Source organism: Marivivens niveibacter (assembly GCF_002150005.2).
GTDB classification, from domain to species: domain Bacteria; phylum Pseudomonadota; class Alphaproteobacteria; order Rhodobacterales; family Rhodobacteraceae; genus Marivivens; species Marivivens niveibacter.
The window spans coordinates 168,443-190,836 of record NZ_MSPP01000001.1; the positions used below are offsets into that span (position 1 = coordinate 168,443).

Here is a 22,394-nt window from a genome sequence, read left to right on the forward strand (position 1 = left end):
GGAGAACACCATGTCCCAAGACGTACGTACCAAAGCCGAAGCGACTTTGGCCGAAGTTGAAAAAGTAACCGCTGTAGTGCTGCCGGAACCGGGCACTGACATCGTCCCGCTGGAAACCGCAGACGAACCAACGGGCGCAGAAATCGCCAAACGCATGGGCGAACTGGATATGTCCGACACGAATTCGATCGTGCGTTTCGGGTCCGCCGCGCAGGCAGAGCTTCAGGATATTTCGCAATCGATGCTGACCGGCGTCCGCAACAAAGATGTCGGTCCTGCTGGCGATTCATTGCGTGACATCGTGACCACCATCCGTGGGTTTTCGGTGTCCGAACTGGACGTGCGCCGCGAACGGACGTTCTGGGAAAAACTGCTGGGCCGCGCTGCGCCAATGGCGAAATTCGCCGCGCGTTTTGAAACAGTTCAGGGCCAGATCGACAAAATCACCGAAGACCTGCTGCGTCACGAACACGTCCTGCTGAAAGACATCGAAAGCCTGGATGTGCTGTATGATAAAACGCTGACGTTCTATGACGAACTGGCGCTGTACATCGCCGCTGGCGAAGCAAAGCTGAAAGAGCTGGACGAGACCACCATTCCAGCGAAAGAGGCCGAAGTCGCCGCCGCGCCAGAGGAAGAGGGCGTCATGAAAGCGCAAGAACTGCGCGATCTGCGTGCGGCCCGTGACGATCTGGAACGCCGCGTCCACGATCTGAAACTGACCCGTCAGGTGACGATGCAGTCGCTGCCTTCGATCCGTCTGGTTCAGGAAAACGACAAGTCGCTGGTGACCAAAATCAACTCGACCATGGTGAACACCGTTCCTCTTTGGGAAACCCAGTTGGCGCAGGCCGTCACCATCCAGCGTTCCGCCGAAGCAGCCAAAGCCGTACGCGAAGCAAACGACCTGACCAACGAACTGCTAACCGCAAACGCAGACAACCTGCGCCAAGCGAACAAAGCGATCCGTACCGAAATGGAACGCGGCGTGTTTGATATCAACGCAGTGAAACAGGCGAATGAAACGCTGATCGCGACGATCAACGAAAGCCTAGCCATCGCGGACGAAGGCAAACGCAAACGCGCCGAAGCCGAAAAAGAACTGCAAAACATGGAAGCCGAACTCAAGGCAACACTTGCAAGTGCCAAAGCACGCGGCGATGCTGCGGGATATAACGTAGGCACTGCAACAGGCGAATAAATGACAATTGGGTGGCGGTCGGTTTTGCTGGGTTTGGCTGCGGTGTCTTTGACCGCTTGCGACCTATTTCCGCCCGCCCCCGATGACGTGCCCGCGCCCGAGGCTCGTCCAAATGAGTTAGTACTACCCGAACCAAAGCCGGCAGAGGTGTCTGATTATAGCCGTATGTTGGAACAGCGTTATGCGCGGCTTCAGCAAGATTTGCTGGTACAGGGCCTGATGCGTACCAACGGCGGTGGGATAGAGGCACCGTTCGATGCTGACGATTTGGTACGAAATTTTGTGCAGATCGCGCTTTTTGATGAATACAGCGCACAGTCGGGTCGCCTGCGTGCGCAGCAAACGGAATCGTCACTGCGCCGTTGGGAACAACCTGTGCGCATGTCAGTCAAATTTGGCGCTTCGGTAGGTGCCGATCGCCGCGTGACGGATAGGAATTACATCCGCGCCTATGGCAGTCGCCTGTCGCGGCTAACTGGCGTGCCTATCACCTATTCCCATGACGACGCCAATTTCCACGTTCTTATCCTGAACCACGATGATCTACGCGCTTCTGCGCCGCTGCTGCGGTCGATTATGCCGGGTGTCGAAGAAACGTCGATCGATTATGCCGTGAACCTGCCGCGCGATCAGCTGTGTTTGGTGATCGGAACATTTGGCCCTGACGGTGTGCGCTACCGTCGCGCGGTGGCGATAATTCGCGCCGAACATCCCGATCTGATGCGCCAGTCCTGCGTTCACGAAGAGCTGGCCCAAGGCATGGGGCTGGCCAATGACAGCCCAAGGGCGCGTCCTTCGATTTTCAACGACGACGAAGAATACGCCTATCTGACAACGCATGACGAACTGTTGTTGAAAATTTTGTATGATGATCGCCTATCAGTTGGCATGACTGCTGATCAGGCGACGCCAATTGTCCGCCAAATCGCAAACGAATTGCTAGGCGGATCGAGTTAATAACGAAGGAGCCATAGTTATGGGCATTCTGGATTTTCTGTCGGGTCAGTTTATCGACGTCATTCACTGGACGGACGATACCCGTGACACGATGGTCTGGCGTTTTGAACGCGAAGGCCATGAAATCAAATACGGTGCGAAACTGACCGTTCGCGAAGGCCAAGCCGCTGTATTCGTGCATGAAGGTCAGTTGGCCGACGTATTCGCGCCGGGTCTGTACATGTTGGAAACCAACAATATGCCGATCATGACGTCGCTTCAGCATTGGGACCACGGTTTCAAATCGCCGTTCAAATCGGAAATCTACTACGTCAACACAACCCGTTTTTCGAACCTGAAATGGGGCACGAAAAATCCGATCATGATCCGCGACCCTGAATTCGGCCCAACCCGTGTTCGCGCGTTTGGCACATACACAATCAAAGTGTCTGATCCTGCGTTGTTCATGACCGAAGTCGTCGGCACGGACGGCGAATTCACAATGGATGAAATCAGTTTCCAGATCCGCAATATCATCGTTCAGGAATTCAGCCGCGCGATCGCGGCCAGCGGTATCCCTGTTCTGGATATGGCCGCGAACACGGGCGACGTGGCAACATTGGTGAACAAAGCCATTGCGCCGACCATCGCGGCCTATGGTTTGGAAATCCCTGAATTCTACATCGAAAACATCAGCCTACCCGAAGCGGTCGAAAAGGCATTGGATGCGCGCACCAGCCGCGGCATCGCGGGCAATCTGGACGACCACATGAAATGGCGCGCAGCCGAGGCGATGGGCAATCCTGCATCCGGCGCGGGCCAAGCCATGGCGACTGGCATGGGCGCAGGCATGGGCATGGCCATGGGCAATATGATGACCGGCCCTTGGGGCGCTGTGCCGCAACAACAGCCGCAATATGCGCCTGCTGCGGCCCCTGTTGCGCCTCCGCCTCCGCCTGTTGAACACGTTTGGCACATCGCAGAAAACGGCGCGACCAAAGGCCCGTTTTCCAAGGCCGCTATGGGCCGCATGGCCGCTGCTGGCGAACTGTCGCGCGAAACTCTGGTCTGGACCCAAGGTCAGGACGGATGGAAAGCCGCAGCTGACACCGAATTGGCGCAGCTGTTCACCGTGGCGCCGCCGCCTCCGCCGCCACCAGCCATGTAATCAACAATCGGGGCGGCCACGGTCGCCCCACCCATTTTCAGACCGACCGAATTTCCATGACCGTAGAAGAACACCGTTTTCCATGTGAACAATGTGGCGCCGATATGCGCTTTGACCCAGGTGCGGATCAGCTGATCTGTGATTTCTGCGGTCACACCGAAGCCCTGCACCACGACACCCCCGCAGCGGTCGAAGCGATCCGCGAATTGGATTTCCTAGCGGCTGTGAAAAACGAACTGCCGCAGGCGGATATGGAAACGACCCGCGTCACGCGCTGTGACAATTGCGGGGCAGAGGTCGAATTCGACGGTGTCACCCACGCCGACGAATGCCCGTTTTGCGCGACCCCCATTGTGACCGACACAGGCACCCATCGTCACATCAAACCCAAAGGTTTACTGCCCTTTAGTATCGATGAAAAATCAGCCAAGGATTCAATGAACGCTTGGCTAGGGCGTTTGTGGTTTGCGCCCAATGGGTTGCAGGAATACGCGCGCAAGGGTCGCAAAATGAACGGTATTTACGTACCGTATTGGACCTATGACGCGGATACCAAATCCGCCTATGTCGGCGAACGCGGCGATTATTATTACGAAACGCGGACGGTCACGCGGAACGGCAAACGTGAAACGCAGCGGGTTCGCAAAACGCGTTGGCGGCGGAAATCGGGCCGCGTTGCACGGTTCTTTGACGATGTTCTGGTGCTGGCGTCCAATTCGCTGCCGAAAAAATACACCGATAATTTGCAGCCGTGGAACCTGTCTGAGTTGAAACCCTATAGCCCTGATTTTCTGGCCGGTTTCCGCGCCGAAGGGTATCAGGTGCAGCTGGACGCCGGTTTTGACGAGGCGCGCGAATACATGGACCGCATGATCCTTCGCGACGTGCGGTTTGACATCGGCGGCGACACGCAGCGGGTGCATAACGTCGATACAAAGGTCAGCGATGTGACGTTCAAACACGTTCTGCTGCCTGTGTGGTTGGCCGCCTATAAATATCGCGGCAAAACCTACCGTTTTGTTGTGAACGGCCAAACGGGCAAAGTGCAGGGCGAACGCCCGTATTCGGCATGGAAAATCGCCTTTGCGGTTGTTTTGGGGCTGATTGTGGCCGCTGCGATCGGATATGTTGCTGCGCAAAGCCAGTGATGGGTTGACTAAACGGCATTTTCGCGGCACCCAACTGCGCAACGTTATCGCTAACAATTGAGGCCCGAAATGATCCTGTGCTGTGGTGAAGCCCTAATCGACATGCTTCCGCGTACCTCTACCGAAGGCGAGGCATGTTACGCCCCCTACGCAGGTGGTGCGGTGTTCAACACAGCAATCGCCTTGGGTCGTTTGGGCGCGAATGTCGGGTTCTTTTCGGGCATTGCGAACGACATGATGGGCGAAGTTCTGATGAACAGCCTAAAAGAAAGCCACGTTGATACCTCGCTGGTGAACCTGTCGGACCGTCCGTCCACCGTCGCGTTCGTGAAACTGGTTGATGGCCACGCGACCTATGCTTTCTACGACGAAGGCACCGCTGGCCGCATGCTGTCGCCGGATGATCTGCCTGCTACCGTTGACGCTGATGCGATGTTCTTTGGTGGGATCTCTTTGCCAGTTGAGCCATGCGGTTCCACGTATGAGGCGCTGATGATGCGCGAATCCGCGACCCGCGTCACGATGATCGACCCGAACATCCGCCCGTCGTTCATCAAAGATGAAACCGCCTATCGTGCACGCATTGACCGCATGATGGCCGCTGCGGACATCGTCAAACTGTCGGACGAAGATCTGGCTTGGCTGGTTGGCGAAGGAGACATCGTCACCGCCGCACGTAAAATCATCGCCATGGGCGCGAAATTGGTCTGCATTACCGAAGGCGCAAAAGGCGCGCACGGCATCACCGCAGATCAGCATGTGTTCGTCGACGCAACGCGGGTCGAAGTTGTCGATACCGTCGGCGCAGGCGATACGTTCAACGCGGGCGTTCTGGCATTGCTACAAGACGCGGGCCTGCTGACCAAAGACGCCGTTGCCAACCTGTCTGAGGCGCAGATCGCCAGCGCTCTGTCACTGGGCACCCGTTCGGCGGCAGTGACCGTTAGCCGCGCAGGCGCAAATCCGCCTTGGGCTAAAGAGCTATGAGAGCGTTAATCCAACGCGTTTCCGAAGCCGCCGTTCGTGTGGATGGCGAGGTTATCGGACAGATCGGGCAGGGCATGCTGGTTCTGGTCTGCGCTATGGACGGCGACACCGATGACAAGGCGGCGAAACTGGCCGCCAAACTGTCCAAAGTCCGAATCTTTGCCGACGAAGACGGTCGTATGAACAAGTCTCTGATGGACATTGGCGGTAGCGCTTTGGTTGTCAGCCAGTTCACTTTGGCCGCTGATACGTCCCGCGGGAACCGCCCTGGGTTTTCTTCTGCGGCCCGTCCGGACGAAGGCGAACGCCTGTATGAACTGTTCAAATCAGAGGTTCAAAACCTAAATATTCCAATGGCTTGCGGTAAATTCGGCGCCGACATGAAAGTGTCTCTGATCAACGATGGCCCCGTGACCATTTGGATGGACGTGTAACGCGCCGCGCAAAAAATTCTTGCCAAACGCGAAAACGGCCTGCTAACAACCGCCCCATGATGATCCTAGTGAACAAAACCATGAAGACCAAGATGACCACCGCTCTTGCGGGGGATGTTTTGGTATGGGCTACGATCTAAACCAAACCAACCCCGCCGGAACGGTCGGGGTTGCACATCAAAATCACAGCATTCCCCGACGTTTCTGCCCGCAAAGCAAAGAGACCGACCATGAATGCCCCAGTTTCCCAATTTGTCCCTGAACCGCCCGTCGTCGCCATCGTCGGCGCAACCGGTGTTGTTGGCCGCGAAGTGCTGCAGTGCCTAGAGGATCGCGGCACCCCCGTTGCGTCGATCCGTCTGCTCGCCTCGGCTCGTTCGGCAGGTCAGACCCTGTCGTTCAAAGGCGCGCATTTGCCCGTCGAAGAAGTCGCCGACCACCAGTTCGACGGCGTGAACATCGTGTTTTTCTGCGCCGGCGCGACCGTGTCCCGCCGTTACGCGCCTGTTGCGGCCAAAGCAGGGGCCGTGGTGGTCGACAATTCGTCGGCGTTCCGCATGGACCCAACCGTTCCGCTGATCGTACCCGAGGCGAACGGTAGCCAGATCGTGCCGCACGCAGGCATCATCGCGAACCCGAACTGCGTTGCCGCCATCGCGACGGTCGTTTTGGCGGCGCTGCAGCGGTGCTGGTCGATCAGCCGTTTGAATTTGGTCACCTATCAATCTGCTTCGGGCGGCGGCGCGGCGGCGATGGACGAACTGCGCGATGCGACCAGTGCGAAACTGAACGGTGACGATTACGCGCCGAACGCCATGCCGCATCCCTATGCGTTCAATCTGTTCAGCCACAATTCTGATGTGGATGGCGAAACGGGCTACAATGGCGAAGAACTAAAGGTCATCGAAGAAACTCGCCGTATCCTATCGCAGCCGAAACTGCCGATCGGCGTGACTTGTGTGCGTGTCCCTGTTCTGCGCGCGCATTCGATCGCCCTGTCCGTGCGGTTCGACCATTTTGTGGACGTGGAACAGGTGCGCGCGCGTCTGGAAAATGCCCCCGGCGTGCGTTTGGTGGATGACCGCGACTCCAACCATTTTCCAATGCCGTCCGAAGCAACAGGCGAATATGACGTGCTGGTGGGCCGTATCCGCCGCGATCTGGGCGACCCAACAGGCCACACCATCGCGATGTTCATCTGCGGCGATCAGTTGCTAAAAGGTGCGGCGCTGAACGCGGTGCAAATCGCGGAAACCTTGTTGGCGCTGGGTGCCGCACAAGAGGCGGCCTAGGTCGCTGGGTATCTGGCGGCCAGATCGGTCGCCAGCGCCATATCCCACGCATCCAGCGGCCCTGTCGCGCCTTGTCGGTGGCGCAAACGGAACGCGGATAGGCGGGTGTCTGCATCCGCAGTGGGGTATCCAATCTGGGTCAGGGCCGTGTCAAAACGGGCCTGATCTGCGGCAATCGGGGCCTGCGCCTGCGCGCGGATCGCCAAACCTTGTCGTGCAAGCCGCGTCCAATCAAACCGCGCACCAGGATCGATTTTACGGCCAGGTGCCATGTCAGAATGGCCGATCACTCGTTCGGGCGGGATTGACCATCGGTTCATGATTTCAGGCAGCAGAGTTTCCAGCGCATCCATCAAAGGGGCCGAAAATGGGGCTGTGCCGATGTTTGACATTTCGATCCCTATGGACCGTGAATTGACGTCCGTGACCGATCCCCATGACCCTGCGCCTGCGTGCCACGCGCGTTGATCTTCGTCCACCAATTGGGTGACGGTGCCGTTGGGGGCGATCAGATAGTGGGCTGAAACTTCGCGTTCGGGGGTGCATAAAACGCGCTGAGCTGCATCGCAATCGGCCATCGCGGTGTAATGCAGCACGATGATATCAGGCACCGCGCCATCGCGGCGCGGCCCGAAATTAGGCGATGGAAATTGAACGATCAGTTGCCCGAGGCCGCAGCGCGGGCCGCCTGAATGAATGGGGCAGGGTTCCAGTCACATGCGAAACCGTCGCCGTCAGGGTCGATACCTTTGGGGTCACGTTCTGGGCCGCCACGCGATAGGAAATCGCTTTGGGCTTCGTCTGCGCTGGTGTATTTGGCGCAGTTGCGTTCAAAGCGGCCCTGGCCCGAATACATGAAACGGCTGTACCATTCCTGACCCAGACTGTTTGGCGCATTCAACGCGTATGCAATGATGTTTGGGCCGGTCGATTCACGGGTCGGCAAATCGGTTGGCTGAACAACTTGATATTGCGATGCGAGCGCTGCGCGTCGTTCCGCGTCAGACTCAATCGTTTCGCGCGATGTCACGGCAGCAAAGCTTTGTTCATCCGACAATCCCGGATGATTGTACAGCGTTGGCGCAGCGTTGGATGGCGATGCCTCTACGCCGCCTTCGCGGATGAAAATGGTCTGCCCGTCTGAGCTGCTTTCTGGTGTGATGCCGCCGCTGTAAACAGGGGCTGCAGCTGCCGTTGACGTGGTGGTCGTTGTAGCGGCAGGGGCCAAAGGTGCAGCGGTGACAGGAACGCCCGTTAGCGCGGCTTCGCGCTGGGCGCGTTCCCATTCTGCGTAGTCAGAGAAACCTGGACCATTGCTGGCGGGGACATCATTGGCCCCACAAGCTGAAAGAACTGCGAAAGCGGCACTCACCAACAATATACGTTTCACGCGGTCTCTCCGACACTTGGTTGTTTTGGAACCGTTACCACCACTTTTGCGGTTTTGCTACAAAACCAGCGGAATGTTCGACCGAATGCGCGATATTCAGCAAATCGGCTTCTTCCCATGGGCGACCAATCAGCTGCAGGCCCAGCGGCAGACCGTTCGACGACATGCCTGTTGGCACGGCGATACCGGGCAGACCAGCTAGGTTCAGCGTCACGGTAAAGACGTCGTTCAGGTACATTTCCACAGGGTTTGCATCGGACACTTCGCCAATCCCGAACGCAGGGGTCGGGGTTGCAGGAGCTAAAATCGCATCCACGCCATCTGCAAACACGTTTTCAAAGTCGCGTTTGATCAGCGTGCGGACCTTGCGGGCGCGGTTGTAGTACGCATCGTAGAAGCCGGCGGAAAGAACGTAAGTGCCGACCATGATGCGGCGCTGCGTTTCTGGGCCAAAACCTGCAGCGCGGGTTTTTTCGTACATTTCGTTGATGCCGTCACCAGCGCCCAGCGGCGCGCGTTCGCCAAAACGAACGCCGTCATAGCGGGCTAGGTTCGACGACGCTTCGGCCGATGCGATAACGTAGTATGCTGGCAGCGCGTATTTCGAATGCGGCAGGGATACATCACGCACTTCGGCACCTGCAGCGCGCAGCATTTCCGCGCCTTCGTCCCACAGTTTGGTGATTTCTTCGTTCAGGCCGTCCAGACGGTATTCACGCGGGATACCGATGACTTTGCCTTTGATGTCGCCGGTTAGCGCGGCTTCGAAATCAGGAACAGCCAGATCTGCGCTGGTCGAATCTTTCATGTCGTGACCTGCCATCGCGGACAGCATGATGGCGCTGTCGCGGACGGTTTTGGTCATTGGGCCAGCCTGATCCAGCGACGACGCATAGGCGATGATGCCCCAGCGCGAACAACGGCCATAGGTTGGTTTGATGCCGACGGTGCCAGTGAATGCGGCAGGCTGACGGATCGAACCACCGGTATCGGTGCCGGTCGCGCCGAGACATAGATCCGCCGCAACAGCCGCTGCCGACCCGCCCGAGGACCCACCCGGTGTCAGGTTGCGATCATCGACTTTCCAAGGGTTCACCGCAGGACCGTAGGCCGAAGATTCGTTCGACGAACCCATGGCGAATTCGTCCATGTTCAGTTTGCCCAGCATCACCGCGCCGTTGTCGAACAGTTTGGTGGTGACGGTCGATTCGTATTCTGGTTTGAAACCCTTGAGGATGCCAGATGCTGCTTGGCTATCGACGCCTTTGGTGCAGAACAGATCCTTGATGCCCAGCGGGATACCGTTCAGGGCAGGGGCGTCAGCATAGCCGCGTGCGTCTGCAGCAGCAGCCTGTTCCAGCGCGATTTCTGGCGTTTTGTGAACGAATGCGTTCAATGCGCCCGATGCGTCAATCGCGTCGATGCAGGCTTGGGTCAGTTCAACCGAATTTACGTCGCCTTTTTTCAGGGCGTCGCGTGCGTCGGCAATCGTCAGTTTGTTCAGATCGGTCATTATTCCACCACCTTCGGCACGGCAAAGAACCCTTCGCGCGCGTCGGGCGCGTTTTTCAGCACTGCTTCTTGCTGGTTGCCATCGGTTACCACGTCTTCGCGGCGTTTCAGGCGCTGCGGGGTCACGGACGTCATTGGTTCGATGCCGTCTACGTCGACTTCCTCTAGCTGTTCGATAAAGCCAAGGATCGCGTTGAATTCCTGTGCCAGCGCGGGCAGTGCGTCTTCTTCCACCTTGATGCGGGCCAATTTGGCTACGCGGCGGGCGGTATCCGTGTCGATGGACATGGGCCTCTCCGATATATTGGGTCGGTCACGCGTTTACCGCCCCGCGCCCCGCCCTGCAAGGCTGGCCGGCAAAAACGGACCGATAATCGCTGTATTTTCGGGCAGGTTGGCCGCGTTTGTTACGCAGCCAGACCTTTGTTACCCATCGCTAGGAATTTTTTGCGGCGGTTCGAACGAATTTCATCGCCCGATTGTCCGTCCATTTCGCCCAGCATCTTTTCGATCTCTGCACCTACGGCAGCAATCGCTGCGCCTGCGTCGCGGTGTGCGCCGCCCAGTGGTTCAGGGATGATACGGTCGATAACGCCCAATTCGTTCAGGTTCTGCGCGGTCAGGCGCAGCGCTTCGGCGGCTTCGCGCATTTTTTCTGCGTCCTTCCATAGGATCGATGCGCAGCCTTCGGGCGAAATCACGGAATAAACGGAATGTTCCAGCATTGCGACACGGTTTGCGGTCGCGAACGCAACAGCGCCGCCCGATCCACCTTCGCCGATGATGACCGAAACCATTGGGACCTTCAGCGACAGGCATTTTTCCGTGGAACGCGCAATCGCTTCGGATTGGCCGCGTTCTTCGGCGCCTTTGCCGGGATATGCGCCGGGGGTGTCGACCAGCGTCACGACAGGCAGGCCGAAACGGTCAGCCAGATCCATTAGGCGGATCGCTTTGCGGTAGCCTTCGGGGCGGGCCATGCCAAAATTGCGTTCGATACGGCTTTTGGTGTCGTTGCCTTTTTCGTGGCCGATCACAACAACCGCGCGGCCATTGAAACGTGCCAAACCGCCCATCACGGCGTTGTCTTCGGCAAAGTTTCGGTCACCCGCCAATGGGGTGTAATCGGTGAACAGCGCGTTGATGTAATCGCGGCAATGCGGACGGTCAGCGTGACGTGCGACCTGACATTTACGCCAAGGTGTCAGCGAACCGTATAGCTGTTTCAGCAGGTCTTCGGCCTTTTTATCTAGGCCTTGTGCCTCTTTTTCGACGTCCATTTCTGGGTTCGAACGGGCCAGAGCGCGCAGCTCTTCTGCTTTGCCTTCAATCTCGGCGAGTGGTTTTTCGAATTCGAGGTAAATCGTCATGTCTCGCCTCTTTTGGGGCTATTGGTCTTAGCGGGATATAAGGCCGCAATGTGGGTGTTTGCAACTCGGCTATCAAAAAAGCTGACCTTGGGGCACAATTTCTTTGAAAATCAATGTCGCGACAGGGCATGGTTTAGGCAGTTTTCAAATTTTGCACGTTGTCGGCTGCGGACCCAAGGGGGAAATTATGCGTCATCTGGTCAAACTTGTCTCTCTTTGTGTTGCAACCGCGCTGCCACTGAATGCGCAATCCATCCAGTTTGGTGATGATGCAAGCCAGTGGTCGAATGATGGTGAATGTGACGATCCAAGATTTCAAGGTGCGGGAATGACGACGACCCCGCTGCTGGATGACGACATAATGCACGATGCATCCGATTGCCGCGCGGCGTTTGATGCGGGGACGATCACATTGCGCAGCGGGTCGACCAAATCGGACGGTAAAAAGTCGGTGGACCTGATCGTGGATGGTATCAATTTCGGTACGGACAGCGGTGAATGGGCCGCAGATGGCGAATGTGATGATCGCCGGTTTAGTGGTCCGGCGCGTTCGGTATTGCTGTCGTGGGAATATCTGGGCACGGACGCGACCGATTGCGCCGCGGCGTATAATGCGGGTCTGGTTTACCTTTGGAACCCGATCGATGCAGCCGAAGCGACACAATGCAACATGATCGACTTTGGTGACGATTCCGGCGAGTTTCCTGATGATCTGGAATGCGACGATCCGCGGTTCGAAGGTCAAGGTTCGTCAATGGCACTGGGCATTGAAAACGCCTATGGCGATGCGACGGACTGTAAACGAATGTGTGACTACGGCATTGTTTTCTTGCGAGAATACCAGTGACGCCTAAACCAAGATTGTAAGTGATTTAAATCTGGTTTTTTTCACCCTTCTTTTACAGGTGAAATAAAATATGTCCCTGCGGCAACCGCGTGCTGACGCGAACGTAACGTTGCTAATAAGGGTAAATCGAGTGTTCAACATTTCGATAAAGGAGATGTTTCCACGTCATTTGGCGTGTCTGAAACATGAGGAGGATTCCGCTCAATCGGATCGCGTTGCTGCGGCCGAGAAAGCCATTTCTGATCAAGACCTATGGCGCGTATGCGGCATGATGGTCGCGACCTATGACCAAAACTCGGCTGCGGGCCATGACCTATCCGATCAATCGAATGTTGGCTGGTTATTGCTGGACAGGGCAGACGTGGATGATCCGCTGGACGTCGTCATGTTGCCTGGCGGGCGCTATGCAGTGCTGCGCCATGTCGGCCCCTACGGAAATCTAACGATTGCGTATGATTATCTATACAACGAATGGCTGGACGAAAGCGGCGAGACGCTGCGCAATGGTCCGACTTTTGAAATGTATCTGAACACGCCAGAGCAAGTGGCTCCAGAGGAACTGATCACATTGATCTATGTCCCTCTGGAAAGTGCGTGATTTACGAACCGGCGATCATTTCGGCCTGACGTACGATAACCTCGGCCTGTTTGATGGACGCGATGTCGACCAGACGGCCTTTGTAAACGGTTGCGCCTTCGCCGCGGGCTTTGGCGTCTTCCATTGCGGCTAGGATTTCGCGCGCTTCGGTGACTTTCGCCTCGGATGGGGTGAAGACTTCGTTCGCCAGCGCGATCTGTTTCGGGTGGATCGCCCATTTGCCAACCATGCCCAGCGTGGCCGAGCGTTTCGATTGAGCGATATATCCTTCGTCATCGGAAAAATCGCCAAACGGGCCGTCAACTGGTAGCAGGCCATGGGTGCGGCAGGCCGCGACGATAGCGGTTTGCGCCCAGTGCCATGGATCGGACCAGTATTTTTCGCCTTCGCGCAGCATATAGTAGTCTTCTTGCGTGCCGCCGATACCGGTTGTCTGCATACCCATCGACGCGGCAAAGTCAGCGGCGCCTAGGCTGATCGCCTGCATACGTGGCGACGAGGCTGCGATTTCTTCGACGTGGGCGATGCCTGCGGCGGATTCGATGATGACTTCGAAAGAAATCGGCTTGGTGCGGCCTTTGGCGCGTTCAATCGCGGTGACCAGCGCGTCTACGGCGTAAATGTCTTCGGCGCAGCCAACTTTGGGGATCATGATCTGATCCAGACGGTCGCCAGCCTGTTCCATCACGTCCACAACATCGCGGTACCAATATGGTGTATCCAGACCGTTGATACGGATGGACACATATTTGTTGCCCCAGTCGATGGTATTGATCGCCTCGATCGCATTGGCGCGCGCCATGTCTTTGTCAGACGGAGCAACGGAATCTTCTAGGTCGATGTTGATAACATCAGCCGCCGATGCGGCCATTTTGGCGAACAGTTTGGTGTTCGATGCTGGGCCGAACAGTTGGCAACGGTTTGGGCGGGCAGGGGCGGCGGGTTGGATACGGAACGACATGCGCGATTCCTTTCGGTAATGAAATTACGTTTCAGGTTGTTAATTGGTTAGGAAATTGCGCTGCGGTGCGCAAGGTAATTTTGCACATGCAGCAATTTAACGTCGCGAGGTAAATCGTCGCGGGCTTGACGGCGGGGCATCATTGACCCAAAACCAATCCGTCATTTTGAGGAGAAACGCCATGACCCGTACCGTCTACGTCAACGGTGAATATGTACCCGAAACCGAAGCCAAGGTTTCCATTTTCGACCGTGCGTTCCTGATGGCGGACGGCGTTTACGAGGTGACCTCGGTCATCGATGGCAAGCTGGTCGATTTCGAAGGTCACGCCGTGCGTCTGGAGCGTTCGCTGAACGAACTGGAAATGCGCAACCCAGTGACCAAAGACGAACTGCTGCAGATCCACCGCGATCTGATCGAAAAGAACGATCTGACCGAAGGCGGCATTTACTTGCAGATCACGCGCGGCGCGCCTGCTGATCGTGATTTCGCTTGGCCAAACCCTGACGAAACTCCATCGGGCATCGTGCTGTTCACATTCGCCAAAAATCTGGTGGAAATGCCATCGGTGAAAACCGGTATCAAAGTCATCTCGATCGAGGACATCCGTTGGGGCCGTCGCGATATCAAAACCGTTCAGCTGCTGTACCCGTCGATGGGAAAAATGATGGCGAAAAAAGCGGGCTGTGATGACGCGTGGATGGTCGAGGACGGTTTCGTGACCGAAGGCACGTCCAACAACGCCTATATTGTCAAAGGCAACAAAATCATCACTCGCGCCCTGTCGAACGACATCCTGCACGGTATCACCCGCGCTGCTGTCCTGCGTTTCGCAGCCGAAGCACAGATGGAAGTCGAAGAGCGCAACTTTACCATCGAAGAAGCGCAAGCTGCGGACGAGGCATTCATCACCTCGGCTACGACATTCGTTCAGCCAGTTGTTGAAATCGACGGCGCACAGGTTGGCGAAGGCGTCCCAGGTAAACTGGCCCTACGCCTGCGCGAAATCTACATCGAGGAAAGCATGAAGACTGCGGTCTAATTAGGCCGTCGCGGTCAGCAGAACCAAATCGTCCAGTGTAAGAGCGGAATAGCCTTGCACTGTGACGATCAAGGTTCCGTCAAACAATACGTGCGATCCGTCCTCGGTCACTTCGATTGTGATCTCGGGCGAATGTCCTGCCTGTAGGGTGATGGCGATCAAATCGTCCTCGGGTGTGAAATCAGTGATGGTGGTTACATCCGCTGTTTCACCTTCAGGAATTTCATCCTCGGCGCACATCAATACATTGAACAGGTCCTCGCCTTCGCCGCCAATGGCGACGGCACCCTGTTTCATATGGATCAGATCGTTGCCATCATCACCGTATAGTGTGCTGTCTGTGCCGCCACGGATCAGGTCATCGCCCGCGCCGCCGTGCAACGTATTCGCACCAAACACATCGATGACTTTGTCGTTGCCTTCGCCGCCGTAAATCAGGTCGATTCCAGCACCGCCATAGATAATGTCGTTACCATCATCGCCATGCAGGGTGTCGTTGGCGTTTCCGCCGTGGATTAGATCATCGCCGGTGCCGCCGTAGATGATATCGCAGCCTTCTTCGCCTTTTAGGTTGTCGTTTCCGTCATCACCGGTGATCCAGTCGGCGTTTTTGCCGCCCATGATGCGGTCATCGCCTTCGTTTCCGATCAGGATGTCATTTCCGGGGCCGCCAATCAGCATGTCGTCGCCTAGACCGCCGGTGGCTGTATCGTCACCTTCGCCTAAAAACAGGCAGTCGTCGCCTAACTCTCCGGTTAGGCTATCGTCACCGCCCCACGAGTAGGCGATGTCATCATCATCAGAGCCCACGGCATTGTCATCATCCGCGGGCATTTCATCCAATGGGGACATAGCCCCGCTGAACAGGGCTACGCCAACAGATGCAAGAAGCAAGGCGAGCAGCATTTTAGGTCCCAGACATTATTTGTCATGGTCCGTAACGGCGGCTCGGCGACATATTTTAGAGTCTTTTGAATCTGTTAGGTGCTGTTGGGGTAGGTCTCAGGACTCTTTGCCAACGTTTTCAGCAAATGATGTTTGGAACGCCTTTTTTTGTTCATCAGACGCCTCTGATTGGAATTGATCGCGCCACTGGTCGTACGGCATGCCGTAAAAAACCTCGCGGGCTTCGTCTTTGGTCATGTCGATGTCGCGTTCGTTTGCGGCCTCTTGGTACCAGCGCGACAAACAGTTGCGGCAAAAGCCAGCAAGGTTCATCATGTCGATGTTTTGAACGTCTGTCCGCTTTTCCATCAGGTGTTCACGCAAGGCGCGGAATGCAGCAGCTTCGATTTCGATGCGGGTTTGATCGTCCATTTTGACCTCTGTTCATATTTTTGTGCAGTATGACGTGACATAGCGGTGATGACATCAAAAGCATGATTTTGACACTCTTTCCAATACCACCGTTGAGAATGTCGAGATTTTGCGCAATAAGGCATTTAACTGACCGTTAGCGGTAGACGTTAGCGTTAACGGGTCAAAGTCAGATCTAGAGGATGAGGACTGTATTATGAAACGCCATCGCAACGTAAAAATCGTTGCCACGCTGGGGCCTGCATCCAGCACATACGAAGTTATCCGCGCATTGCACGAAGCTGGCGCAGATGTTTTCCGCCTGAACATGAGCCACGGCGAACACGGTGAAATCCGCGAACGCCACGCGATTATCCGTCAGGTCGAGAAAGACTGCGGCAGCCCGATCGGCATTCTGGCCGACCTTCAGGGGCCAAAATTGCGTTTGGGTAAATTCGCAAATGGCGAAGAAACCATCGAGGTCGGTCAGGATTTCCGCCTAGACCTGTCCGATGAGGACGGCGATGCGACCCGCGTTCAGCTGCCACACAAAGAAATCTTTGACGCGCTGAAACCTGGTGCGTCCCTGCTGGTGAACGACGGTAAAATCCGTCTGAAGGTCAAAGAATGCGGCGGCGATTTCGCAAACTGCGAAGTTGTTGTTGGCGGCGTGATTTCAAACCGCAAAGGCGTGAACGTTCCTGACGTTGTGCTGCCTCTGGCGGCTCTGTCCGAAAAAGACCGCAAGGATCTGGAATTCGTTTGTGATCTGGGCGTTGATTGGCTGGCACTGTCGTTCGTTCAGCGTGCTGCTGACGTCAACGAAGCTCGCGATCTGGCCAAAGGCCGCGCTGCGGTTCTGGCGAAAATCGAAAAACCAGCCGCTGTCGAAGCCTTCGATTCGATCTTGGAAGTGTCGGACGGCATCATGGTTGCTCGTGGTGATTTGGGCGTTGAACTGCCTGTATCGTCCGTTCCACCTATCCAGAAACGCCTGATCCGCAAATGTCGTGCAGCGGCCAAGCCTGTGATCGTTGCGACCCAGATGCTGGAATCGATGATCGAAAGCCCGATGCCAACCCGCGCAGAGGTCTCCGACGTCGCTAACGCGATCTACGAAGGCACCGATGCGATCATGCTGTCGGCAGAATCGGCCGCTGGTCAGTTCCCGATCGAAGCTGTTCGCACCATGGACAACGTTGCAAACGAAGTTGAGAACGACGGCAACTACGTCGAAATCATCGAAGCATCGCGCAAGGTTGACCATTCGACCGTTGCTGACGGTATCGTTGCAGCTGCGCGCGAAATTGCGGAAAAAACCGACGTAAAAGCGATCTGTTGTTATTCGCAGTCCGGCACCACCGCGCTGCGCGTTGCCCGCGAACGTCCGCGCGCGCCAATCATTGCGCTGACCACCGTGGAAACAACCGCACGTCGTCTGTGTCTGTCGTGGGGCATCAACACCGTCATGTCTGACAGCGTTGATCGTTTCAAAACCGCAGTTATCTACGCGATCCGCGCAGCAAAGGCCCAAGGCCTAGCTGAAGAAAAGGATCTGATTGTTGTGACCGCTGGTGTGCCATTCAACACACCAGGTTCGACAAACATCCTGCGTGTCGCACCTTGCGAGGAACGTTTGATTCACAGCGCGGATGCTGATTAATATACCCCCAATGTAATTGGTTAGGGGGCGCACTATGGACGCTGATCTGTTTTTAGTTGTCGGGCTGGTTTTGCTGGCTTTTGCGCTCCCTCCGATTCTTGGTGCTTTCTCCGAAGGCCGCGCCCCACGGGCTGCGGCCATCGTTGTTTTGGTGGGCGGCACGCTGGTTGTGCTGGCCGTCAACGAAAGGCCTTATGAAATTGCCGATATTCCGCATGCTTTTACGCGTGTTGTGGGCAGATTCATTAACTAGCCTATTGCCAAAATCATGGCGCGGTCCTATACGGCGCGCTCTAACCGCGTGACCGGCCACATGTGGCATGCCGAGTCGCGTTAAAACCGCACCCCGCTCAAGGAGACGGAAATGCCCAAGATGAAGACCAAATCGAGCGCCAAAAAGCGCTTCAAAATCACCGCGTCCGGCAAAGTAAAAGCCGGTCAGGCCGGCAAACGCCACGGCATGATCAAACGCACTACCAAGTTCATCCGTGATGCACGTGGTACCACGACTCTTTCCGCGCCAGACGCGAAGATCGTGAAATCCTACATGCCATACGACCGCTAAGGAGGCCTGATCAATGTCGCGCACTAAAGGTGGTACCGTTACCCATCGTCGTCACAAGAAAGTCCTAGACGCTGCTAAAGGTTATTACGACCGCCGCAGCCGTACTTTCAAAGTTGCACGTCAGGCTGTTGATAAAGCCAACCAATACGCAACTCGTGACCGTAAAGTTCGTAAGCGGAATTTCCGTTCGTTGTGGATCCAGCGTATCAACGCTGCTGTTCGCGCGTTCGACGAAACCCTGACCTACTCGAAATTCATCAACGGCCTGTCCAAAGCTGGCATCGAAGTTGACCGCAAGGTTCTGGCTGATCTGGCCGTTCACGAACCAGAAGCATTCAACGCGATCGCTGAAAAGGCTCGCGCTGCACTGAACTAAGTTCACGCAGACTGAATTTTCCGAAAGGCCGTCCCAATTTGGGGCGGCCTTTTGTCTTTGGACGTGTTGCTGTGCTTGCCCCTTTGCGCTGCACGGGTTAATCCCCTTGCGACCAGACTTTAAAGGGCGAAAACATGGACGACCTGAAAGCAAAATATCTGGACCAGATCGCCGCCGCCGCTGACGAAGCCGCGATCGAAGAGGTCCGCCTTGCCGCTGTTGGCAAAAAGGGTGAAATCAGCCTGAAAATGCGCGAACTGGGCAAAATGACCCCAGAAGAACGCCAAGTCGCTGGCCCTGCGCTGAATGCGCTGAAAGACGAAATTAACTCGGCTCTGGCCGCGAAAAAGGTCGCACTAGCCGACGCCGCGCTAGAGGCCCGTTTGGCCGGCGAATGGCTGGACGTAACCCTGCCGACGCGTCCGCGCCGCACGGGCACCATCCACCCGATTTCCCAAGTGACCGAAGAGGTCATGGCGATTTTCGCAGACATGGGTTTTTCGGTGGCCGAAGGTCCGCAGATCGAAACCGATTGGTATAACTTTGACGCGCTGAACATTCCGGGTCACCACCCTGCACGCGCCGAAATGGATACCTTTTACATGAAATCCAAAGGCGACGAACGTCCGCCTGTTTTGCGTACCCACACGTCGCCCGTGCAGATCCGTACGCTGGAAAAACACGGCGCTCCGATCCGCGTGATTGCGCCGGGCCGTGTGTACCGTGCGGATTACGACCAGACCCACACCCCGATGTTCAACCAGGTCGAAGGTCTGGCCATCGGCAAAGACATCTCCATGGCGAACCTGAAATGGACGCTAGAGGAATTCCTGTCCGCCTATTTCGGCAAACGCGTGAAAACCCGTTTCCGCGCATCGCATTTCCCGTTCACCGAACCATCGGCCGAAGTCGACGTGCAGTGCAAATGGGAAGACGGCAAAGTCACCGTGGGCGAGGGCGACGATTGGCTAGAGATTTTGGGCTCTGGCATGGTGCACCCGAAAGTTCTACAAAATGCAGGCATCGACCCGAACGAATGGCAAGGTTTCGCATTCGGCATCGGTATCGACCGTATCGCCATGCTGAAATACGGCATTCCTGATTTGCGCGCGTTCTTTGACAGCGACCTGCGTTGGCTGCGCCATTACGGCTTTGCTTCGCTGGACGTTCCGACGCTGCACGGCGGCCTGAGCCGCTAAGGAGATAAGACAATGAAATTCACACTCTCTTGGCTCAAAGAGCATCTGGAAACAGACGCGACCGTTGACGAAATCACCGACACCCTGACCGATCTGGGTCTAGAGGTCGAAGGCGTCGAAAACCCTGCTGACCGCCTGAAGGCGTTCAAAATCGGCAAAGTTGTCAGCGCCGAACAGCACCCTGACGCAGACCGTCTGCGCCTGTGCAAAGTCGCAACGGACGAAGGCGAACTGCAGATCGTTTGCGGCGCACCGAACGCCCGCGAAGGCATCACCGTGGTTGTCGCAAAACCGGGCGATTACGTGCCTGGCATCGACGTGACCCTGTCGGTCGGTAAAATCCGCGGCGTTGAATCGCACGGCATGATGTGTTCCGAACGTGAATTGGAACTGTCCGACGAACACAACGGCATTATCGAATTGCCTGCGGGCGAAATCGGCCAGCCGTTCGTTGATTATCTGGCGGAAACCGATCCTTCCAAGGTCGACCCAGTGATCGAAATCGCGATCACGCCAAACCGTGGTGACGCATTGGGCGTTCACGGTATTGCACGCGATTTGGCTGCTCGTGGTTTGGGAAAACTGAAGCCAGTGTCGGTTGACGCTGTCGAGGCAGGCTTTGAATCGGAACTGACCGTTTCGATCGACGAAGACACCACCGATGGCTGCCCTGTATTCTTTGGTCGTCTGATCAAAGGCGTGAAAAACGGCCCATCCCCGCAATGGCTGCAGGACCGTCTGACGGCAATCGGCCTGCGTCCGATTTCGTTTCTTGTCGACGTTACGAATTTCTTCTCGTACGACCTGAACCGTCCTTTGCACGTGTTTGACGCGGATAAGGTCGCTGGTAACCTGCGCGTTCACCGCGCGGCTGGCGGCGAAGAAATCGTTGCGCTGGACGAAAAATCCTACACCCTGCCTGCTGGCGCAATGGTCATTTCCGATGATAACGGCGTTCAGTCGATCGCGGGCATCATGGGCGGCGATGCAACGGGCTGCACCGAAGAAACCGTCAACGTGTTCGTTGAATCGGCATGGTGGGATCCTGTTCAGATCGCAAACGCGGGCCGTGCGCTGAAAATTAACTCGGACGCGCGGTATCGTTTTGAACGCACCGTTGATCCTGAATTCACCGGTCTGGGTCTGGAACATGCCGTGCGCATGATCGTGGACGTAGCAGGCGGCGAAGCATCCGAGGTTGTCGTTGCGGGCAAAATCCCGAACTTTAACCGTTCCTACCGTTTGGACGCGAAACGCGTGTCGTCACTGGTTGGTATGGACATTCCAGAAAGCGAACAGCGCCAGACGCTGACCGCGCTGGGTTTCCGTATGGAAGGCGAACAAGCGCATGTTCCGTCGTGGCGCTCGGACGTTCAGGGCGAAGCTGATCTGGTCGAAGAAGTGGCGCGTATCGCGTCCCTGACGAAACTAGAGGGCAAACCGCTGCCGCGGCTGACCACTGGCGTGCCAAAGCCGATCCTGACGCCTTTGCAGGTTCGTTCGTCGACCGCACGCCGCACCGCTGCGTCGCTGGGGTACAACGAATGTGTCACCTACACCTTTATCGATCAGCCCGCTGCGGCACTGTTCGATGGCGGGACCGAAGCGACCGAACTGGAAAACCCGATTTCCAGCGACATGAGCCATATGCGCCCTGATCTGCTGCCTGCGCTGCTGCGCGCAGCGGCCCGCAATCAGGCGCGTGGCTTCAACGATCTGGCCCTGTTCGAGGTCGGCCACGCATTCCACGGCGGCAAACCAGAACAGCAGCACCTACAGGTGTCGGGCGTTCTGATCGGCGCAACTGGCCCCAAAGACGTGCACGGCGCATCCCGCCCTGTCGACGTCTATGACGCCAAAGCCGACGCAGAGGCGATCCTTGCATCGATGGGCGCGCCAGAACGCGTGCAAATCCTGCGCGGCGGCCCTGCATGGTTCCACCCTGGTCGTCACGGCAAAATCTGTCTGGGCCCGAAAAAGGTTCTGGCGATCTTTGGCGAATTGCACCCGAAAATCCTGCGCGAGATGGACATCAAAGGCCCAGCTGTTGCCTTTACCATCTTCCCCGAGGAAATCCCGCTGCCGAAAAAGGCATCCGTTGCCCGCGCTGCGATGGATATTTCGGAACTGCAAGCGGTCGAACGTGACTTTGCATTCGTTGTGGATGCCGATGTTGAGGCGCTGACGCTGGTCAACGCGGCACAAGGCGCAGACAAAGCGTTGATTACCGAAGTGCGCGTATTCGATGAATTCATCGGTGGCAGCTTGGGCGAAGGTAAAAAATCGCTGGCGATTACGGTGCGTTTGCAACCCAAAGACGCAACGCTGAAAGACAAAGACATCGAAGCGGTCGGCGCGAAAATCGTCGAAAAGGTCACCAAGGCAACGGGTGGCGCCCTTCGCGGATAA

At 56.6% G+C, this 22,394-nt stretch carries 24 protein-coding genes; 16 read left to right on the forward strand and 8 right to left on the reverse strand.

Annotated features, from left to right (window positions below; all coding sequences use genetic code 11):
* The first annotated feature begins 10 nt into the window (after window positions 1-10).
* The 7 genes from BVC71_RS00860 (at window position 11) to BVC71_RS00890 (ending at window position 7,166) form a co-directional block, all read left to right on the forward strand.
* Window positions 11-1,201, forward strand: a complete 1,191-nt coding sequence (locus BVC71_RS00860) for a toxic anion resistance protein (RefSeq protein ID WP_086450621.1) — start codon at window positions 11-13, stop codon at window positions 1,199-1,201.
* On the forward strand, window positions 1,202-2,158 hold the full coding sequence (locus BVC71_RS00865) for a DUF2927 domain-containing protein (protein WP_086449753.1): 957 nt from the start codon (window positions 1,202-1,204) through the stop codon (window positions 2,156-2,158).
* Window positions 2,159-2,177: 19 nt separating this feature from the next.
* Window positions 2,178-3,305, forward strand: coding sequence for an SPFH domain-containing protein (locus BVC71_RS00870; protein WP_086449754.1), 1,128 nt, complete (start codon window positions 2,178-2,180; stop codon window positions 3,303-3,305).
* A 56-nt stretch (window positions 3,306-3,361) separates the two neighbouring features.
* A complete protein-coding gene (locus BVC71_RS00875; RefSeq protein WP_086449755.1) occupies window positions 3,362-4,453 on the forward strand; it encodes a TFIIB-type zinc ribbon-containing protein in 1,092 nt (363 codons plus the stop codon).
* A gap of 69 nt (window positions 4,454-4,522) precedes the next feature.
* Window positions 4,523-5,440 (forward strand): carbohydrate kinase family protein, encoded by a 918-nt coding sequence (locus BVC71_RS00880; RefSeq protein ID WP_086449756.1) that lies wholly within the window; start codon window positions 4,523-4,525, stop codon window positions 5,438-5,440.
* Window positions 5,437-5,874 carry a D-aminoacyl-tRNA deacylase gene (gene dtd, locus BVC71_RS00885; protein ID WP_086449757.1) on the forward strand — a complete coding sequence of 146 codons (438 nt, stop codon included), beginning with the start codon at window positions 5,437-5,439 and terminating at the stop codon, window positions 5,872-5,874. The genes BVC71_RS00880 and dtd overlap by 4 nt, the downstream gene beginning before the upstream one ends.
* 230 nt (window positions 5,875-6,104) lie before the next feature.
* A complete protein-coding gene (locus tag BVC71_RS00890) occupies window positions 6,105-7,166 on the forward strand; it encodes an aspartate-semialdehyde dehydrogenase (RefSeq protein WP_086449758.1) in 1,062 nt (353 codons plus the stop codon).
* Here the strand turns inward: BVC71_RS00890 and BVC71_RS00895 are convergent.
* The 5 genes from BVC71_RS00895 to BVC71_RS00915 form a co-directional block, all read right to left on the reverse strand.
* Window positions 7,163-7,777 (reverse strand): N-acetylmuramoyl-L-alanine amidase, encoded by a 615-nt coding sequence (locus BVC71_RS00895; protein WP_240516741.1) that lies wholly within the window; start codon window positions 7,775-7,777, stop codon window positions 7,163-7,165. The two genes, BVC71_RS00890 and BVC71_RS00895, sit on opposite strands and share 4 nt — an antisense overlap.
* Before the next feature lie 47 nt (window positions 7,778-7,824).
* A complete protein-coding gene (locus tag BVC71_RS00900) occupies window positions 7,825-8,556 on the reverse strand; it encodes a hypothetical protein (protein ID WP_086449759.1) in 732 nt (243 codons plus the stop codon).
* A 34-nt stretch (window positions 8,557-8,590) separates the two neighbouring features.
* Complete coding sequence (gene gatA, locus BVC71_RS00905) at window positions 8,591-10,069, reverse strand: Asp-tRNA(Asn)/Glu-tRNA(Gln) amidotransferase subunit GatA (protein ID WP_086449760.1); 1,479 nt, start codon at window positions 10,067-10,069, stop codon at window positions 8,591-8,593.
* The gene (gene gatC, locus BVC71_RS00910; RefSeq protein ID WP_086449761.1) at window positions 10,069-10,356 is read right to left on the reverse strand and encodes an Asp-tRNA(Asn)/Glu-tRNA(Gln) amidotransferase subunit GatC; all 288 of its coding nucleotides are present in this window, start codon (window positions 10,354-10,356) and stop codon (window positions 10,069-10,071) included. The genes gatA and gatC overlap by 1 nt, the downstream gene beginning before the upstream one ends.
* A gap of 119 nt (window positions 10,357-10,475) precedes the next feature.
* Window positions 10,476-11,438 carry an acetyl-CoA carboxylase carboxyltransferase subunit alpha gene (locus BVC71_RS00915; RefSeq protein WP_086449762.1) on the reverse strand — a complete coding sequence of 321 codons (963 nt, stop codon included), beginning with the start codon at window positions 11,436-11,438 and terminating at the stop codon, window positions 10,476-10,478.
* 187 nt (window positions 11,439-11,625) lie between these two features.
* On the opposite strand from BVC71_RS00915, the gene BVC71_RS00920 reads away from it, so the two are divergent.
* Both BVC71_RS00920 and BVC71_RS00925 read left to right on the forward strand, forming a co-directional pair.
* Window positions 11,626-12,285, forward strand: coding sequence for a hypothetical protein (locus tag BVC71_RS00920; RefSeq protein WP_086449763.1), 660 nt, complete (start codon window positions 11,626-11,628; stop codon window positions 12,283-12,285).
* Window positions 12,286-12,355: 70 nt separating this feature from the next.
* Entirely contained in the window at window positions 12,356-12,883 is a 528-nt protein-coding gene (locus BVC71_RS00925) for an AraC family transcriptional regulator (RefSeq protein ID WP_086449764.1), read from the forward strand.
* A 1-nt stretch (window position 12,884) separates the two neighbouring features.
* Here BVC71_RS00925 and BVC71_RS00930 read toward each other — a convergent pair whose 3' ends face one another.
* On the reverse strand, window positions 12,885-13,844 hold the full coding sequence (locus BVC71_RS00930; protein WP_086449765.1) for an L-malyl-CoA/beta-methylmalyl-CoA lyase: 960 nt from the start codon (window positions 13,842-13,844) through the stop codon (window positions 12,885-12,887).
* A 181-nt stretch (window positions 13,845-14,025) separates the two neighbouring features.
* Here BVC71_RS00930 and BVC71_RS00935 point away from each other — a divergent pair, with 181 nt between their 5' ends.
* The gene (locus BVC71_RS00935; RefSeq protein WP_086449766.1) at window positions 14,026-14,886 is read left to right on the forward strand and encodes a D-amino-acid transaminase; all 861 of its coding nucleotides are present in this window, start codon (window positions 14,026-14,028) and stop codon (window positions 14,884-14,886) included.
* Here the strand turns inward: BVC71_RS00935 and BVC71_RS00940 are convergent, their stop codons facing one another.
* A complete protein-coding gene (locus BVC71_RS00940) occupies window positions 14,887-15,792 on the reverse strand; it encodes a calcium-binding protein (RefSeq protein ID WP_086449767.1) in 906 nt (301 codons plus the stop codon).
* A 96-nt stretch (window positions 15,793-15,888) separates the two neighbouring features.
* Window positions 15,889-16,203: a DUF1244 domain-containing protein gene (locus BVC71_RS00945; RefSeq protein WP_086449768.1), complete on the reverse strand. Its 315-nt coding sequence runs from the start codon at window positions 16,201-16,203 to the stop codon at window positions 15,889-15,891.
* A gap of 196 nt (window positions 16,204-16,399) precedes the next feature.
* Here BVC71_RS00945 and pyk point away from each other — a divergent pair, with 196 nt between their 5' ends.
* The 6 genes from pyk to pheT all read left to right on the forward strand — a co-directional run bounded on the left by pyk (window position 16,400) and on the right by pheT (window position 22,394).
* Window positions 16,400-17,845 (forward strand): pyruvate kinase, encoded by a 1,446-nt coding sequence (pyk, locus tag BVC71_RS00950; protein WP_086449769.1) that lies wholly within the window; start codon window positions 16,400-16,402, stop codon window positions 17,843-17,845.
* Window positions 17,846-17,879: 34 nt separating this feature from the next.
* The gene (locus BVC71_RS00955) at window positions 17,880-18,098 is read left to right on the forward strand and encodes a hypothetical protein (protein WP_086449770.1); all 219 of its coding nucleotides are present in this window, start codon (window positions 17,880-17,882) and stop codon (window positions 18,096-18,098) included.
* 111 nt (window positions 18,099-18,209) lie between these two features.
* The gene (rpmI, locus tag BVC71_RS00960; RefSeq protein WP_086449771.1) at window positions 18,210-18,410 is read left to right on the forward strand and encodes a 50S ribosomal protein L35; all 201 of its coding nucleotides are present in this window, start codon (window positions 18,210-18,212) and stop codon (window positions 18,408-18,410) included.
* A gap of 13 nt (window positions 18,411-18,423) precedes the next feature.
* Window positions 18,424-18,786 carry a 50S ribosomal protein L20 gene (gene rplT, locus BVC71_RS00965; RefSeq protein ID WP_086449772.1) on the forward strand — a complete coding sequence of 121 codons (363 nt, stop codon included), beginning with the start codon at window positions 18,424-18,426 and terminating at the stop codon, window positions 18,784-18,786.
* 134 nt (window positions 18,787-18,920) lie between these two features.
* Window positions 18,921-19,985: a phenylalanine--tRNA ligase subunit alpha gene (pheS, locus tag BVC71_RS00970; RefSeq protein WP_086449773.1), complete on the forward strand. Its 1,065-nt coding sequence runs from the start codon at window positions 18,921-18,923 to the stop codon at window positions 19,983-19,985.
* 12 nt (window positions 19,986-19,997) lie between these two features.
* Window positions 19,998-22,394 (forward strand): phenylalanine--tRNA ligase subunit beta, encoded by a 2,397-nt coding sequence (gene pheT, locus BVC71_RS00975; protein ID WP_086449774.1) that lies wholly within the window; start codon window positions 19,998-20,000, stop codon window positions 22,392-22,394.